Origin of the sequence: Methylobacillus draconifructus (genome assembly GCF_045984385.1) — a bacterium.
In the GTDB taxonomy this organism is placed as follows: Bacteria; Pseudomonadota; Gammaproteobacteria; order Burkholderiales; family Methylophilaceae; genus Methylobacillus; species Methylobacillus flagellatus_A.
In genome coordinates, this window is record NZ_JBJQIJ010000004.1 from 237,694 (window position 1) to 251,158 (window position 13,465).

The window sequence follows — 13,465 nt, forward strand, 5'->3', positions numbered from 1 at the left end:
TCGACGCCAGTGTCAGAATATTGACAGCTTCGACCGAGGGTTTGGCTTAGATGCCACGCAATAGTTCGTTGATGCCCACTTTACCCAAGGTCTTTTCATCGACTTTCTTGACGATGACGGCGCAGTAGAGGCTGTAGCTGCCGTCCTTGGAAGGCAGGTTGCCCGATACGACGACAGAGCCTGACGGTACGCGGCCATAGGTCACTTCGCCGGTTTCGCGGTCGTAGATCTTGGTGCTCTGGCCGATGTAGACGCCCATGGAAATCACGCAGTTGTCTTCGACGATGACGCCTTCGACCACTTCGGAGCGCGCGCCGATGAAGCAGTTGTCGCCGATGATGGTGGGGCCGGCCTGTACAGGCTCCAGCACGCCGCCAATGCCTACGCCCCCGGAGAGGTGTACGTTCTTGCCGATCTGGGCGCAGGAGCCGACAGTGGCCCAGGTGTCCACCATGGTGCCTTCGCCGACGTAAGCGCCGATATTGACGTAGGAAGGCATCAGGACGGCATTCTTGGCAATGAACGAGCCACGGCGCACGATGGCGTTGGGCACCACGCGGAAGCCGCCGGCCTTGAAATCGGCTTCAGTGTAATTGGCGAACTTGGGGGGAACCTTGTCGAAATACTTGGTGACGCCGTCGTCGAGCAGGACGTTGTCTTCAAGGCGGAAGGAGAGCAATACTGCCTTCTTGATCCATTGATGGGTAACCCAGTTCTGCCCGTCGGTGCGTTCTGCCACGCGCAGTTTGCCGCTATCGAGGTCGGCAAGCACGCTGAACACGGCATCCTTGATTTCTGCGCTGGCAGTGGATGGGGTAATCTCGGCACGACGCTCGAACGCGTCTTCGATAATGGTTTGCAAATTGCTCATCTAAGATTCCTAGGGATCGCTTCAGATAAAACCGCTATTTTACCTGAAAACGGCCCCATGGTTAGGCTTGGCAAGCATTTGAATTGCCTTATTTACCTTGCTTCTTTGCCTGTTCGTACAGCGGCATCACGGAAGGGATCAGGCGCTTGATGTCCGCCATGCGTGATTCGTCCGAGGGGTGGGTGCTGAGGATTTCGGGCGGTTTCTCGCCGCCTACCGCGCTCATTTTCTGCCAGAGGCTCAAGGCGGCATTCGGGTTGTAGCCCGCGCGGGCAGCAAGCTCGAGACCGATTTGATCGGCTTCGTGCTCCGCGGTGCGACTGTTGGGCAGCGTCAGGGCGACCGCGGCGACAGTGCCGCCAACCGCGAGGGCCTGGACTGCGTTGTCGGCATTCTTGGTGCTGAGGCCGACGACTGCTGCCAAGCCCAGCAGGCCGTATTGCTGGGCCTTGGCGCGTGACATGCGCTCGCGCACGTGCTCGCGCAGCGCATGGGCGATTTCATGGCCCATCACGGCGGCGAGCTCGTCATCGGTGGGCTTGATCTGGTCGATCAGCCCGGTATAGACCATGATCTTGCCGCCCGCCATGCAATAGGCGTTGATTTCCTTGCTTTCCTGCACGTTGACTTCCCATTTCCAGTTCGGGGCATCCGGGCGGAATACGCCGACATGCGCAATCAGCTTGTCGGCGATATTGCGGACGCGCTTGGTCTCGGCGCTGTCCGTATTCAGGAGTTTCTTGGATTGCGCGTCCTTGACGGTTTGCTGGTAGGCGAGGGCCGACTGCTCCACCGCCTCCTGTTCGGTAACGAGTCCGACGTATTGCTTGCGGTCGACGCCCACATTGCCGCTGCTGGTCGTGCTGACGGTGGTGCAGCTCGTAAGCTGGGCTAGTGCCAGCGCAATCAATATCAGTCTGATGGAATTCATGTTTACAACCTTATAAGCGATTTGATGATGTCGATCAATATCTATTCTAGACCGCGCCTTGCTGGGCCGACAATCCTAAGAGCCTGTTCACGCTCTTAGATTGTCACTTGCGCCCCTAGTTCGATCACGCGGTTTGGCGGCAGCTTGAACTGATTGGTGACGCTGTCTGCATTGCGGAACATGCCGACGAACAGTTTGTTCCGCCAATAGGCCATGCCCGAGGAGCGGCTGGCAAACAGGGTTTCTTTGCCGATGAAGAACGAGGTATCCATGGTGTCTAGCTCCAGGCCCAGCTGTTTGGTCAGCTCTAAGTCGCGCGGCAGGTCCGGGTCGTCCTTGAAGCCGTAGTTCACCGTGATGCGGTAGAAGCCGTGCGGCAATTCCTCCAGCCCCAGCCGGCTGCGCTCTGCAACGTAGGGGACGTCGGCAAAGTTGACCGTCAGCAGGATATTGCGCTCATGCAGTATCTTGTTGTGTTTGAGGTTGTGCAGCATGGCATGCGGGACGCCGTGCGGGTTGGGCGTCATGAAGATGCCGGTGCCTTGCACGCGCTGCGGCGGATGGGCGCCGATGGCGTCGATGAAGGGTTCCAGCAGCATGGACTCGTTGCGCAGGCGTTCGAGCAGCAGGCCGCGCCCGCGCTTCCAGGTGGTCATCAGCGTGAAGATAACGATCCCGATCAGGATGGGCGCCCAGCCGCCATCGGGAATCTTCAGGATATTGGCGCTGAAGAACGCGAGGTCGATGACGAGGAACAGGCCGACCAACGCCAGGGTGCGCGGCCAGCTCCAGTGCCAGATGCCGTGGAACACGATGCCGGCCAGCAGGGTGGTGAACAGCATGTTGCCGGTGACGGCAATACCATAGGCGGCGGCCAGGTCCCCCGACGAGCCGAAGCCGACGACCAGCGCCATGACGGCGACCATCAGGCTCCAGTTGATGTAGGGCATGTAGATCTGGCCTTTTTGCCGCTCGGAGGTGTGCAGGATGCGCATGCGCGGCAGGTAGCCAAGCTGCAATGCCTGGGCCGAGATCGAGAATGCGCCCGAGATCACGGCTTGTGAGGCGATCACGGTGGCGAGCGTCGCCAGGCCGATCAGCGGGTAGAGCATCCATTGCGGGGCCATGAGGTAAAAGGGGTTCTTGATCGCTTCCGCATCGTGCAGCACCAGGGCCCCCTGCCCGAAGTAGTTCAATATCAAGGCGGGCAGGACGAAGCCGAACCATGCGTAGCGGATCGGCCTGGGGCCGAAATGGCCCATGTCGGCATAGAGCGCCTCCACGCCGGTGACGGCGAGCACCACGGAACCCAGCGCAACGAAGGCGATCCAGGGCGCGTTGATGAAGAACTGGATGGCGTAGAGCGGATTCAGCGCTTCCAGCACCCTGGGCTCATGCAGGATATTGACGACGCCAAGCGCGGCTAAAGTGCCGAACCACAGCAGCATCACCGGCCCGAACAGCGCGCCTGCCACCGCCGTGCCCTTGCTTTGCAGCCAGAACAGGGCGAACAGCACCGCCAGGGTAACGGGCACGATGAATTGGTCCAGCGCCGGTGCGGCCACTTCCACGCCTTCCACCGCCGACAGCACCGAGATTGCGGGCGTGATCATGCCGTCCGCGTAGAACATGCAGGCGCCGACGATGCCGGCATATATCACCAGGCGCTTGCGCTCGCCCTTGATATTGCGGCTTGCCAGCGCAAGCAGCGCCATGATGCCGCCTTCGCCGTTATTGTCGGCGCGCATCATGAACACGGTGTATTTCACCGATACCACCATGATGAATGACCAGAGGATCAAGGCCAGGATGCCGAAGACGTTGTCGTGTGTGAGCGGCACCGGATGCGGGCTCACTGCAAACACTTCCTTCATGGTGTAGAGCGGGCTGGTGCCGATGTCGCCGAATACCACGCCGAGTGCCGCGAGGGCCAGGAGCGGGAGGGCCGGCTTGGTGGTCCCAGAGGATTGCATATGGCAGGCTCAGTGAAAAATTGCCGCCATTCTACGCCGCTTGCAAATGCTTAGATAGCGCATGCGATCGCGCTGGTTTGGCGATAAATTGTGAGAGATCAGCGTTTTCGCCCGCGCGCGGCGCGCAATGCGGCGGCATAGGCGAGGCGCGCCCAGTAGACGGCTTGTTCCGTTTCTTCGAGCATGTCGGCAGGCGCCTGGCAATAGGACATGGTGATCTCCTTTCCCTGCTTGGCGTAGCGAAAGGCGGGCAGGCCGAGTTTCTCGAACTCCTTGCGGTTTTCCGCATCGGCCTTGAGGTAGAGCGTATCGTCCGCGATCAGCGCGAACATCAGGCCGTCGTGGTAAATGCCATAGCCGCCGAACATGTGCTTGGCATGGATGGGGCCGAAACCGTGCAGCAATTCCTCCAGGTGGCTGATGAGTTCGTTCATGTCGTTAGGTCCTTGGTAGCTTAAGCGTGATTAACAAATCTCAGCGAAGCGGTCCTGGCTAGGCGCTCTGCCGCAGGCAGTACAAGGTGTATGGCAAGGCAGGGCAATAACGCCAGGAGAGTTTTGTTAGCCACTCTAGGTGCTTTTGTCGCGGATCTCAGCCTGGGCGCTGCCTTTGCCCAGGGTGAGCTTGACCTGGTCGCCGGGAGCGAGCTGGCTGCTGTCCTGCACCAGCTCGCCGTTCAACTTCTCCACCAGTGCGTAGCCGCGCTGCAATACCGCGCTCGGGTTCAGGTGCGTCAGGCTTTGCTGCACTGCCTGCAAGTGCTGGCGCTGCCTCTGCAGCTGCCTGGCCATGGCCTGGGTCAGGCGCAGATGCAATTGGGACAGGTGCTGCCGCTTGTGCTCGGCCTGCTGCATGGGGGACAACAGCCTGCGGCTGAGATAGTCGAGGTGCTGGCTGCGCTGCTGGAGCAGGCTTTGCATGCTGCGCGCCAGGCGGTTGCGGTGTTGCTGCAGGTTGCGCAGCAGGCTGCCGCGGTCAGGAGTAGTCAGTTCCGCGGCAGCGGTGGGGGTGGGCGCGCGCACGTCGGCGACGAAGTCCGCGATCGTGAAGTCGGTCTCATGGCCGACGGCGCTGATCACCGGCAATGCGCAGGCATGGATGGCGCGCGCGACGACTTCCTCGTTGAACTGCCACAAATCCTCGATGCTGCCGCCGCCCCGGCACACGATGAGCACGTCGCATTCCGCGCGCTGGTCGGCGGCGCGGATGGCGGCGGCAATCAGCTTGGCCGCGCCCTTGCCCTGCACCGGCGTGGGGTAGATGACGACATTGACCGTAGGCATGCGGCGGCGCAGCGTGGTGAGCACGTCGCGCAAGGCGGCAGCGTCGGGCGAAGTGACGATGCCGATCTGGCGCGGGTGTGCGGGAATTGCGATCTTGTGCTCCGCGGCAAACAGGCCTTCGGCGGCGAGCTGGTTCTTGAGCTTCTCGTAGGCTTCGAACAGGTTGCCCAGTCCTGCGCGCTGCAGGAACTCGATGGTAAGCTGGAAGTCGCCGCGTGCCTCGTAAAGCGTCACCACGGCCCGCGCCTCGACCTTGTCGCCCTCGCGCGGCGCCCAGTCCAGGTAGGCGTTGCGGCCGCGGAACATCACGCAGCGCACCTGGGCGCCCTGGTCCTTGAGCGAGAAATACCAATGCCCCGAGGCGGCCCGGGTCAGGTTGGAGATTTCGCCGCTGATCCAGAACAAGGGGAAGCTGGTTTCCAGTAGCTCGCGCGCCATGCGGTTAAGTTCGCTGACGCTGAGGATGCGCTGAGGGTCTGCCATATAGGGTTTATCTATTAGGTTTGTCTATTAAGGTTGTCTGCCGGCCATGCCCGGGTGTGCAGCATGGATTGGTGCTAACCGGGGTGTATCCGTTACAATTGCGGGACTTTCATTATAAGTGCTGGGGCTTTGTTTATGTGCAATAAGCTGTTTGCTGGGCGCCGCGGGTATTTCCTCGGCTTCGTCGCTAGTTTCGGGCTGGTGGGCCTTGCCTTGTTCCTGCAGCAGAAATACAACCTGGAGCCCTGTCCGTTGTGCATCTCCCAGCGGATTGCATTCATGGCGCTGGGGGTGTTGTTCCTGGTTGCCGCGCTGCACAATCCCGGCAGCCTGGGCCGCAAGGTGTACGGCCTGTTGCACGTCATTGCCGCGGCGACCGGCATCGGCATCGCGGCACGCCATATCTGGATCCAGGCCAACCCGGACAAGGTAATGGCCGAATGCGGCGCGGGATTTGACTACATCATAGAAACCTTTCCGTTGAAAAAGGCGCTGGACCTGATCTTCAAGGGCACCGGCGAATGTTCGGCAATAGACTGGACCTTGTTCGGCCTGACCATTCCGCAGCTTTCCCTGGTCGCCTTTGCCGGCCTGGGCCTGTTCGCCGTTTTGTTGGCCTTCCACAAGAAAGCCTGATTTGGAATTCCGGGCAGTCCAGCCAGGCCTGCCCAGCAACTGATTGAAACTACATGTATAAAACCCTGGATGATTTCGTAGGCAACACCCCCTTGGTCAAGCTGCAGCGCATGGCGGGCAAGACCAGCAACACCATATTGCTCAAGCTCGAAGGCAACAACCCCGCAGGCTCTGTGAAGGACCGGCCGGCGCTTTCCATGATCAAGCGGGCAGAGGCGCGCGGCGACATCAAGCCTGGCGATACCCTGATCGAAGCGACTTCAGGCAATACCGGCATTGCGCTTGCCATGGTGGCGGCGATGCGCGGCTACAAGATGGTGCTGGTGATGCCGGACAACCAGAGCGTGGAGCGCCGTCAGAGCATGAAAGCCTACGGCGCCGAGCTGGTATTGACGCCGCGCGACGGCGGCATGGAGCTGGCGCGCGACGTGGCGACCAAGCTGCAGGCAGAGGGCGAGGGCATCGTGCTCGACCAGTTCGCCAACCAGGACAACCCGTTGGCGCATTACGAAGGCACCGGGCCGGAAATCTGGCGCGACACGGCAGGCAAGATTACGCATTTCGTCTCCAGCATGGGCACGACCGGCACTATCATGGGCACTTCGCGCTATCTCAAGGAACAGAACCCTGATATCCGCATCGTCGGCGTGCAGCCTGACGAAGGCGCGCAGATTCCTGGTATCCGTAAATGGCCTGAGGAATACCTGCCCAAAATTTATGACGCCAAGCGCGTCGATGAACTAATCTACGTCAGCCAAGCAGATGCCGAGAAAACCACTCGTAAACTGGCAGAACAAGAAGGTATTTTTGCCGGCATCTCTTCCGGTGGCGCATTGTATGCTGCTTTGCAGCTATCTAAGCGTGTTGAAAACGCAGTAATCGTTTCTATCGTCTGCGACCGTGGTGATCGGTATCTTTCTACTGGCGTCTTCCCATCCTGATGACATTGATGCACTGATGTCCTAAGTCCTATGCAAGTGGTTAGTCTGACCAGGTCAACCTTGCAGGATTGAAGAAAGGCGCTGCATGAGCAACAAGAAAATCCGTATCGGCATTGCTGGTTACGGCAACCTGGGGCGCGGTGTAGAAGCCGCTATTGCCAAGAACCCGGATATGGTGCTGGTTGGCGTTTTTACCCGCCGAGCGCCTGCATCGGTGCAGCCATTGTCTGCGCAAACTGCGGTATATCCCATCACTTCGTTGTCTGATTATCAGGATGCCATCGACGTATTGATTCTCTGTGGCGGTTCCAAGGACGACCTGCCACGCCAGGGGCCTGAAATGGCGGCCATGTTCAATATCGTGGATAGCTTCGATACTCATGCCCGTATCCCAGAGTATTTTGATGCGGTTGATGCGCAAGCTCAGGAAAATAGCAAAACAGCGTTGATCTCTATTGGCTGGGATCCCGGCATGTTCTCCATCAATCGTTTATACGGTGAGGCCTTGCTGCCGGATGGTGCAACCTACACATTCTGGGGAAAGGGACTCAGCCAGGGGCATTCTGATGCCATTCGCCGTGTGCCGGGCGTCAAGGCGGGCGTACAGTACACACTGCCTTCGCCAGAAGCCATCGCACAAGTGCGCAGTGGACAGCGCCCTGACCTGACCACCCGCCAGAAACACACGCGTGAATGCCATGTCGTGCTGCAAGAAGGTGCCGATGCCAAGGCCGTCGAGCAGGCGATTGTCACCATGCCAGACTATTTCGCCGATTACGACACCACCGTGCACTTCATCAGCGAAGAGACGTTGCGCAACGAACACAACCGTATGCCGCACGGCGGCTTCGTCATTCGAAGCGGCAATACCACCCAAGCCCACGCCCAGATCATCGAATATTCACTGCAACTGGACAGTAACCCCGAATTCACTGCCAGCGTTCTGGTTGCCTATGCACGCGCCGCTCATCGGTTGAGCATGCAAGGCCAGTTTGGAGCCAAAACTGCCTTTGACGTTGCCCCTGGATTACTTTCCATCAAATCTCCCGGGCAACTGCGGAAAGAACTGCTTTAAGAGGTTACGGGTATTAGGTTTGGCTTATTACGCTGCCGCCTAACATCTTAATCCAGCAGGACTAAACCAATCGAAGATAGACGAGCAAGCACATCATCCTGACCAAATATCCAGTCGTTTGGCATTGTGGTTTTAAATTGCTTATTAATGAGACTCGCTTGCGCTGGCTCAAGCAGGGCTATCCAGAGATATTTGTCGAGCAACTCTGAGACCTGTTCTACTGAATCACCTGAGCGATAGAGGTCTAAGCACCTGTCTCGAAGATATACCCGGGGGACAAGATGCTCACGATAGTTCGCATTGACGCTCGTTTTTCCCAAAATCGTATAGTCATCGTGAATGAAAGGATGGTCAAAGTAGCGTGTATCCATCCCCAATCCTTCCACTAAATGATCTTGAATGATTTGGGCAAGTCGATAGATTCGACGTTTGCGAACTTCCTCAGGAGGGTGCAAGTTTGTGTTTATGAGAGATCTAACGTTCGAGCTAAGCTGCCCGCGGAGGATACGCATGCAGCAAGCTGTGTTCCATTAGGAGGGATCATTCACCTTTGGATGATTCCAACGATTCTTTAGGTAGATTCCATTGATAATCCAAAGAATCGGATTGATACTAATTACGGTTGCGATCAAGAAGGCGTATTTGTTAAACCGCAAAACGAGAACCATCAAGACAGTGTTTACCGCAGCGATGGTTAGGCCCAGCCCAAGCATGTCATTCATTGAGCCAAGGACGTACAGGTTTCCAATGGTTAGTCCGAGCCAAGCCCAAATTGTCCACCAGCGAAACCCGATACTTTCGTTACTAGCGTTCGTGACATCGTTCATTATGATTCCTCCCCTGTGATGACTGTCTAGAAACTGAACTTTTAATATTGTAGTAGGTGACACATGCCGGCGGCAATGTGACGTTCGCTTTGGCCTATGCTGCTACCTCTTGCCTACGTGATGAGGTGGTTGGATTGTGCGGCCTAACGTAGAAGCTCAGCGGGCGGCGAAGCCGTCCGCTGCAGCGACCGGTTGAGCAACACACGGAACTGAAAGAGACTTTTCGTAATGCGACGGGTCATCTGCAACTTGGACGTAGCCAACCTTCATGTACCAGTCAACTAATTGAGTGCTATCTGGCTCTGATTCCAGCGCATGGGGCTTTAATCGCAGCACACAGCAGCCCAATCCACGAGCGTATTGCTCGGCGTAGGCCAGCAAACATGCTCCCACGCCCATTTTCCTGGATGAGGGAATCACGAAGATCTCATATATGAAACCAGAGCCGCTATCACTCCAATCTTCGTACGAAAGTAGACCTGCCTCCTCCCCATCGACGGAAGCGACAAACTCAATTGATCTACCGCCGTGAGCATTTTCCGCACGCTCGCGAAGCAATGCGTTCTGCAGCTGTCCGAGGGATGCGGTTTGTGAAATATCAACCATACTTGGTTTGTGCTGCTCAACTATATTTAGATAGCTTCATCGTATTAGATGAGCCAGAGCTAAGTCAATGTACTTTTCAATGATTTCGATGTGCTTAGTCTATACATAATAAATTAGGCCGCCTAAAATTTGGCTGATCATTCTCTTGAAAAAAGCCATCATGCCTAAGCATTCTCAAGCAGGTTCTCAACCACCAAATTGCTTGATCGGGTGCGTGCTGTAATTAGAGTCAGGCATTACTCAATTCGTACTGAGGATACATACGTGGATTGGGTTCGGCGCTATATCTTGTTGCATTGGAGATGCCATCCAATCGATATGGTTGTTGATGGGTATTCCACCCTTAAGTTTTCTAGCTTTTTCACGGCATGTCTCACCTCACCCAGAATCAAAATGAAAGTGAAAGTGGCATGATGATGCAGGAGTTACTTAGGCATTCTGACTTTAAGGCAACAATGATCTATGCGTATGTATTAAATAAGGTGAGCACGGTGTGTTAAATACATTGAAAGCACAAGTTGTTCATTGGCATCCTGTTGTCTTGGTCTGGATGGGAGTGCTTTTCTGCATGCTGGCCTGGGCTTCACCTGCGTATGCAGTCAGCAGCATTAGCATAGAGGCAGACACGGTTGAGACGCCGTCTGCTAGTTTGCGCAAGGTGAAGGGAGCGGTCAGTCTAGATGGGCAAGTGCGTTTTCAGGCAGAGTTGCGCCAGAAGGATGCGGCTGATTGGCAGGCGTTGGCGTTGGCTTGTGACCAGGCTTTGCAACCAGCATCAGATGAGTGGCGTTGTGAGCGGGGGGAGTTGACGGCTGCCAATGTGAAGTTGCCGTTTAGTTTGTCGATCAAGCAGCAGAAAGCGGTATTGCCTCAATATCAGGTGGTTGCGAGTTTTCGTGAGGCTTCGTTCAGTAATCAAGCCGGGACACAGGCGGCGGAAAAGTTGAATGTTGATGTATCGCTGGGGTTGAGCCAGCAGGCTGGTGGCTGGCAATGGCAGGCGTTGCTGGATTGGAAGGGTGGCGAGGTGTATTGGCAGCCTTGGTATGTTGCGCATGGCGGGCATCGGCTGTTGGCGCAGGGGCATTATGCGGATGATGCGCTGGTAATCGAGTCGGCAACGTTAGCCTTGGCCAAGGTTGGTGAGGCTAAACTTTCTGGACGCTGGCAAGCGGGCAAGATGCAGGACTTGGTGGTGGATGCGCCAGACTTGGTACTGGATGAGTTGTATGCGCTGGTATTGCAGCCGTTGTTGACGGATAGTGCTTTGAATAAGTTGAAGCTAGCCGGCAAGGGGAGTATGAAGCTGGCGTTGAAAGACGGTGAGCCTGTCTCTGCGTTGCTGGTACTGAAAGACGTGGATGTGGAGGATGGGGAGGGGCGCTTTGCGCTGCACAAGCTCAATAGCCATATTCCGTGGTCGTATGATGAGCCGCACGTGGTCCAGCTCGCCTATGCCGGCGGCCATTTCCTCAAGATTCCCCTGGGAGAGGCCAGCGTGCTGGCGGAGGTCAACCGCTATTCATTGACCATGTCGCAGCTATACCTGCCTATCCTTGACGGCGCGCTCAGCCTGACGGATGTCTCGGCCACCCGTGCCGCGGGGGAGTGGCATTGGCACTTGCGCGCTAACCTGGTGCCGATCTCCATGCCGGTGTTGAGCCAGGCGCTGGGCTGGCCGCGCATGGAAGGGAAGGTGGCTGCGGCGATCCCGATGGTCACTTATAGCCGCGGCCAGCTTACGGCCAACGGCGACATGCTGTTCCAGATGTTCAACGGCAGTATCGCCGTGCGCAACCTCGGCATGCAGACCCCGCTGGAGGCGGCTTCCAGGCTGCATGCCGACCTGGAGTTGCGCAGGCTGGACCTGGGCGACATCACGCGTACCTTCTCGTTCGGTGCGATCGAGGGCAAGCTGGATGGCGATGTGCGCAACCTGGAGTTGTCCAACTGGCAGCCCGTGAGCTTCGATGCGCGCCTCTACAGCAGCCCGGGCAGCTACCGCAAGAAGATTTCCCAGCGCGCGGTAGAGAATATTACCGCACTGGGCGGGGCAGGGGCTGCCGCGGCGATACAGCGCAGCGTGCTGCGCTTCTTCAGCGAGTTCAACTATAAGCAGATCGGCTGGAATTGCCAGTTGCGCAACGACGTTTGCCAGATGAGCGGCGTGGAATACACCCCGCAGGGCTATGTGATCGTCAAGGGCAGCGGCATCCCGGCGATCACGGTGATGGGCTACAACCATAACGTGGGTTGGAGCGACCTTCTCACGCGTCTCAAACGCGTCACGGAAGGCAATGCCAGCCCGGTGATCCAATGACCGTTATCTCCAGCTTTGCATGCAGACAAAGGGCTGGCTGGGGTACAATCCCGACTGATGAGCGGCGGCGAACCGGCCGCCAATGCAAGAGGAAACATGCGATGCAAATTACCTGGAAATGGATGGCGCCCTGGCTGTTGGTGCTGGCGCTGCCAGCCTGCGTCACCATCAATATCTACTTCCCGGCGGCCGCGGCGGAAAAGGCGGCAGACCGTATCATCGACGATGTCTGGCAACTGAAGGAAAAGGCCGCGTCGTCCACCCCGGCAGAGGAGAAAGACAAATGAAGCGTTTCATCACCACATGCCTGTTGTTGGGCGGATTGTTGACCTCCGTGCTGGCGCATGCCGCGGCTGACCTGGAGATCAACACGCCCGCGATCACATCCATCAAGAGCAGCATGCAGGCCAGGCATGGGCAATTGTCCGGCTTCTACGCCAGCGGGGCGGTCGGCTTCACGCGCGACGGACTGGTGGCGGTGCGGGATGCGAATGCCGTGCCGCTGGCGCAGCGCCAGAACCTCAATGCGCTGGTGGCGGCGGAAAACAACGACCGCAATGCGCTCTATAAGGAAATCGCCAATGCCAACAGCCATCCCGAATGGGAGGCAGAAGTGCGCAGCACCTTCGCCCAACGATGGATCCAGAAGGCCCAGGGCGGCTGGTACTACCAGGACGGCAGCGGATGGGTGAAGAAATAGGCATGAAAACGAGCAAAGCTGCAACATGACGCCTACGCTGATATTCGACATAGAGACCGTCCCGGATACCGACGGCCTGCGCAAGCTGTACAGCCTGCCCGCGGAAACCACGGACGAGGACGTGGCCCACGTGGCGTTCCACAAGCGCCGCCAGCAGAATGGCAGCGAATTCCTGCCCTTGCACCAGCACAGGGTAGTGGCGATTTCCTGCGCGCTGCGCGAGGGCGATGGATTCCGCGTCTGGACGCTGGGCAGCCCGGATGCGCCGGAACAGGAAATCATCCAGCGTTTCTACGACGGCATCGAGAAATACACGCCTAACCTTGTTTCCTGGAATGGCGGCGGGTTCGACCTGCCGGTGCTGCATTACCGCGGCCTCGTGCACGGCATCGTCGCGCCGCGCTACTGGGACATGGGCGACGACGACCGCGAGTTCAAGTGGAACAATTACATCAGCCGCTACCATACCCGCCACCTGGACCTGATGGACCTGATGGCGCTATACAACGGCAGGGCCAACGCGCCGCTGGACGAGATCGCGCAATTGTGCGGCTTTCCCGGCAAGCTGGGCATGGACGGCAGCAAGGTGTGGGAAGCCTTCGCGAATGGCGAGATCAACGCGATTCGCGATTATTGCGAAACCGACGTGGCGAATACTTATCTCGTGTACCTGCGCTTCCAATTGATGCGCGGCGCGCTGGACCATGCCGCATACGAACGCGAAATCGCACTGGTGCGCGACACCCTGGCCGGATACAAAGGCCGGCATTGGCAGGAATTCTTAAATCACTGGCAGCAATGACATAGTTGTCAGGCATG

General features: G+C 57.7%; 16 protein-coding genes. 8 read left to right on the top strand and 8 right to left on the bottom strand.

Translation table 11 applies throughout. The annotated features are described in order from the left end of the window. Positions 1 to 46: 46 nt before the first annotated feature. The 5 genes from dapD to xseA all read right to left on the bottom strand — a co-directional run bounded on the left by dapD (position 47) and on the right by xseA (position 5,541). Positions 47 to 871: a 2,3,4,5-tetrahydropyridine-2,6-dicarboxylate N-succinyltransferase gene (gene dapD / locus ACKF11_RS10195; RefSeq protein ID WP_287111087.1), complete on the bottom strand. Its 825-nt coding sequence runs from the start codon at positions 869 to 871 to the stop codon at positions 47 to 49. 88 nt (positions 872 to 959) lie between these two features. Further along, positions 960 to 1,802: a M48 family metallopeptidase gene (locus ACKF11_RS10200; protein ID WP_407996967.1), complete on the bottom strand. Its 843-nt coding sequence runs from the start codon at positions 1,800 to 1,802 to the stop codon at positions 960 to 962. Positions 1,803 to 1,897: 95 nt separating this feature from the next. Next, positions 1,898 to 3,775, bottom strand: coding sequence for a potassium transporter Kup (locus ACKF11_RS10205; RefSeq protein ID WP_407996968.1), 1,878 nt, complete (start codon positions 3,773 to 3,775; stop codon positions 1,898 to 1,900). Between the two features lie 98 nt (positions 3,776 to 3,873). Then, on the bottom strand, positions 3,874 to 4,209 hold the full coding sequence (locus tag ACKF11_RS10210) for a TfoX/Sxy family protein (protein WP_407996969.1): 336 nt from the start codon (positions 4,207 to 4,209) through the stop codon (positions 3,874 to 3,876). 135 nt (positions 4,210 to 4,344) lie between these two features. Next, the gene (gene xseA, locus ACKF11_RS10215; protein WP_407996970.1) at positions 4,345 to 5,541 is read right to left on the bottom strand and encodes an exodeoxyribonuclease VII large subunit; all 1,197 of its coding nucleotides are present in this window, start codon (positions 5,539 to 5,541) and stop codon (positions 4,345 to 4,347) included. A gap of 135 nt (positions 5,542 to 5,676) precedes the next feature. Between xseA and ACKF11_RS10220 the strand changes: the two genes are divergently transcribed. The 3 genes from ACKF11_RS10220 (at position 5,677) to ACKF11_RS10230 (ending at position 8,193) form a co-directional block, all read left to right on the top strand. Next, entirely contained in the window at positions 5,677 to 6,177 is a 501-nt protein-coding gene (locus ACKF11_RS10220; protein ID WP_407996971.1) for a disulfide bond formation protein B, read from the top strand. Between the two features lie 53 nt (positions 6,178 to 6,230). After that, on the top strand, positions 6,231 to 7,118 hold the full coding sequence (gene cysM, locus ACKF11_RS10225) for a cysteine synthase CysM (protein ID WP_407996972.1): 888 nt from the start codon (positions 6,231 to 6,233) through the stop codon (positions 7,116 to 7,118). Between the two features lie 85 nt (positions 7,119 to 7,203). After that, positions 7,204 to 8,193 carry a diaminopimelate dehydrogenase gene (locus ACKF11_RS10230; protein ID WP_407996973.1) on the top strand — a complete coding sequence of 330 codons (990 nt, stop codon included), beginning with the start codon at positions 7,204 to 7,206 and terminating at the stop codon, positions 8,191 to 8,193. A gap of 47 nt (positions 8,194 to 8,240) precedes the next feature. Here the strand turns inward: ACKF11_RS10230 and ACKF11_RS10235 are convergent, their stop codons facing one another. The 3 genes from ACKF11_RS10235 to ACKF11_RS10245 all read right to left on the bottom strand — a co-directional run bounded on the left by ACKF11_RS10235 (position 8,241) and on the right by ACKF11_RS10245 (position 9,626). Then, on the bottom strand, positions 8,241 to 8,564 hold the full coding sequence (locus tag ACKF11_RS10235; protein WP_407996974.1) for a hypothetical protein: 324 nt from the start codon (positions 8,562 to 8,564) through the stop codon (positions 8,241 to 8,243). Positions 8,565 to 8,723: 159 nt separating this feature from the next. Continuing rightward, positions 8,724 to 9,020 (bottom strand): hypothetical protein, encoded by a 297-nt coding sequence (locus ACKF11_RS10240; RefSeq protein ID WP_407996975.1) that lies wholly within the window; start codon positions 9,018 to 9,020, stop codon positions 8,724 to 8,726. 156 nt (positions 9,021 to 9,176) lie between these two features. Then, positions 9,177 to 9,626 carry a GNAT family N-acetyltransferase gene (locus ACKF11_RS10245; RefSeq protein WP_407996976.1) on the bottom strand — a complete coding sequence of 150 codons (450 nt, stop codon included), beginning with the start codon at positions 9,624 to 9,626 and terminating at the stop codon, positions 9,177 to 9,179. Between the two features lie 210 nt (positions 9,627 to 9,836). On the opposite strand from ACKF11_RS10245, the gene ACKF11_RS10250 reads away from it, so the two are divergent. From ACKF11_RS10250 to ACKF11_RS10270, 5 genes are all read left to right on the top strand, one after another. Next, positions 9,837 to 10,040, top strand: coding sequence for a phage integrase N-terminal SAM-like domain-containing protein (locus ACKF11_RS10250; protein ID WP_407997170.1), 204 nt, complete (start codon positions 9,837 to 9,839; stop codon positions 10,038 to 10,040). Between the two features lie 154 nt (positions 10,041 to 10,194). Continuing rightward, positions 10,195 to 11,946: a translocation/assembly module TamB domain-containing protein gene (locus ACKF11_RS10255; RefSeq protein WP_407996977.1), complete on the top strand. Its 1,752-nt coding sequence runs from the start codon at positions 10,195 to 10,197 to the stop codon at positions 11,944 to 11,946. A 101-nt stretch (positions 11,947 to 12,047) separates the two neighbouring features. Further along, on the top strand, positions 12,048 to 12,233 hold the full coding sequence (locus tag ACKF11_RS10260) for a hypothetical protein (RefSeq protein ID WP_407996978.1): 186 nt from the start codon (positions 12,048 to 12,050) through the stop codon (positions 12,231 to 12,233). After that, on the top strand, positions 12,230 to 12,646 hold the full coding sequence (locus ACKF11_RS10265; RefSeq protein WP_287111101.1) for a YdbL family probable chaperone protein: 417 nt from the start codon (positions 12,230 to 12,232) through the stop codon (positions 12,644 to 12,646). The genes ACKF11_RS10260 and ACKF11_RS10265 overlap by 4 nt, the downstream gene beginning before the upstream one ends. Before the next feature lie 25 nt (positions 12,647 to 12,671). Next, positions 12,672 to 13,448, top strand: a complete 777-nt coding sequence (locus ACKF11_RS10270) for a 3'-5' exonuclease (protein ID WP_407993786.1) — start codon at positions 12,672 to 12,674, stop codon at positions 13,446 to 13,448. Positions 13,449 to 13,465 lie beyond the last annotated feature (17 nt).

What these genes read in the sequence shown, in the direction of transcription:
- cysM (WP_407996972.1), top strand. Translation starts at nt 6,231, where the DNA reads ATGTATAAAACCCTGGATGATTTCGTAGGCAACACCCCCTTGGTCAAG.
- ACKF11_RS10205 (WP_407996968.1), bottom strand. Translation starts at nt 3,775, where the DNA reads ATGCAATCCTCTGGGACCACCAAGCCGGCCCTCCCGCTCCTGGCCCTC.
- xseA (WP_407996970.1), bottom strand. Translation starts at nt 5,541, where the DNA reads ATGGCAGACCCTCAGCGCATCCTCAGCGTCAGCGAACTTAACCGCATG.
- ACKF11_RS10210 (WP_407996969.1), bottom strand. Translation starts at nt 4,209, where the DNA reads ATGAACGAACTCATCAGCCACCTGGAGGAATTGCTGCACGGTTTCGGC.
- ACKF11_RS10220 (WP_407996971.1), top strand. Translation starts at nt 5,677, where the DNA reads ATGTGCAATAAGCTGTTTGCTGGGCGCCGCGGGTATTTCCTCGGCTTC.
- ACKF11_RS10260 (WP_407996978.1), top strand. Translation starts at nt 12,048, where the DNA reads ATGCAAATTACCTGGAAATGGATGGCGCCCTGGCTGTTGGTGCTGGCG.
- ACKF11_RS10230 (WP_407996973.1), top strand. Translation starts at nt 7,204, where the DNA reads ATGAGCAACAAGAAAATCCGTATCGGCATTGCTGGTTACGGCAACCTG.
- ACKF11_RS10265 (WP_287111101.1), top strand. Translation starts at nt 12,230, where the DNA reads ATGAAGCGTTTCATCACCACATGCCTGTTGTTGGGCGGATTGTTGACC.
- dapD (WP_287111087.1), bottom strand. Translation starts at nt 871, where the DNA reads ATGAGCAATTTGCAAACCATTATCGAAGACGCGTTCGAGCGTCGTGCC.
- ACKF11_RS10235 (WP_407996974.1), bottom strand. Translation starts at nt 8,564, where the DNA reads ATGGATACACGCTACTTTGACCATCCTTTCATTCACGATGACTATACG.
- ACKF11_RS10255 (WP_407996977.1), top strand. Translation starts at nt 10,195, where the DNA reads ATGCTGGCCTGGGCTTCACCTGCGTATGCAGTCAGCAGCATTAGCATA.
- ACKF11_RS10245 (WP_407996976.1), bottom strand. Translation starts at nt 9,626, where the DNA reads ATGGTTGATATTTCACAAACCGCATCCCTCGGACAGCTGCAGAACGCA.
- ACKF11_RS10200 (WP_407996967.1), bottom strand. Translation starts at nt 1,802, where the DNA reads ATGAATTCCATCAGACTGATATTGATTGCGCTGGCACTAGCCCAGCTT.
- ACKF11_RS10270 (WP_407993786.1), top strand. Translation starts at nt 12,672, where the DNA reads ATGACGCCTACGCTGATATTCGACATAGAGACCGTCCCGGATACCGAC.
- ACKF11_RS10240 (WP_407996975.1), bottom strand. Translation starts at nt 9,020, where the DNA reads ATGAACGATGTCACGAACGCTAGTAACGAAAGTATCGGGTTTCGCTGG.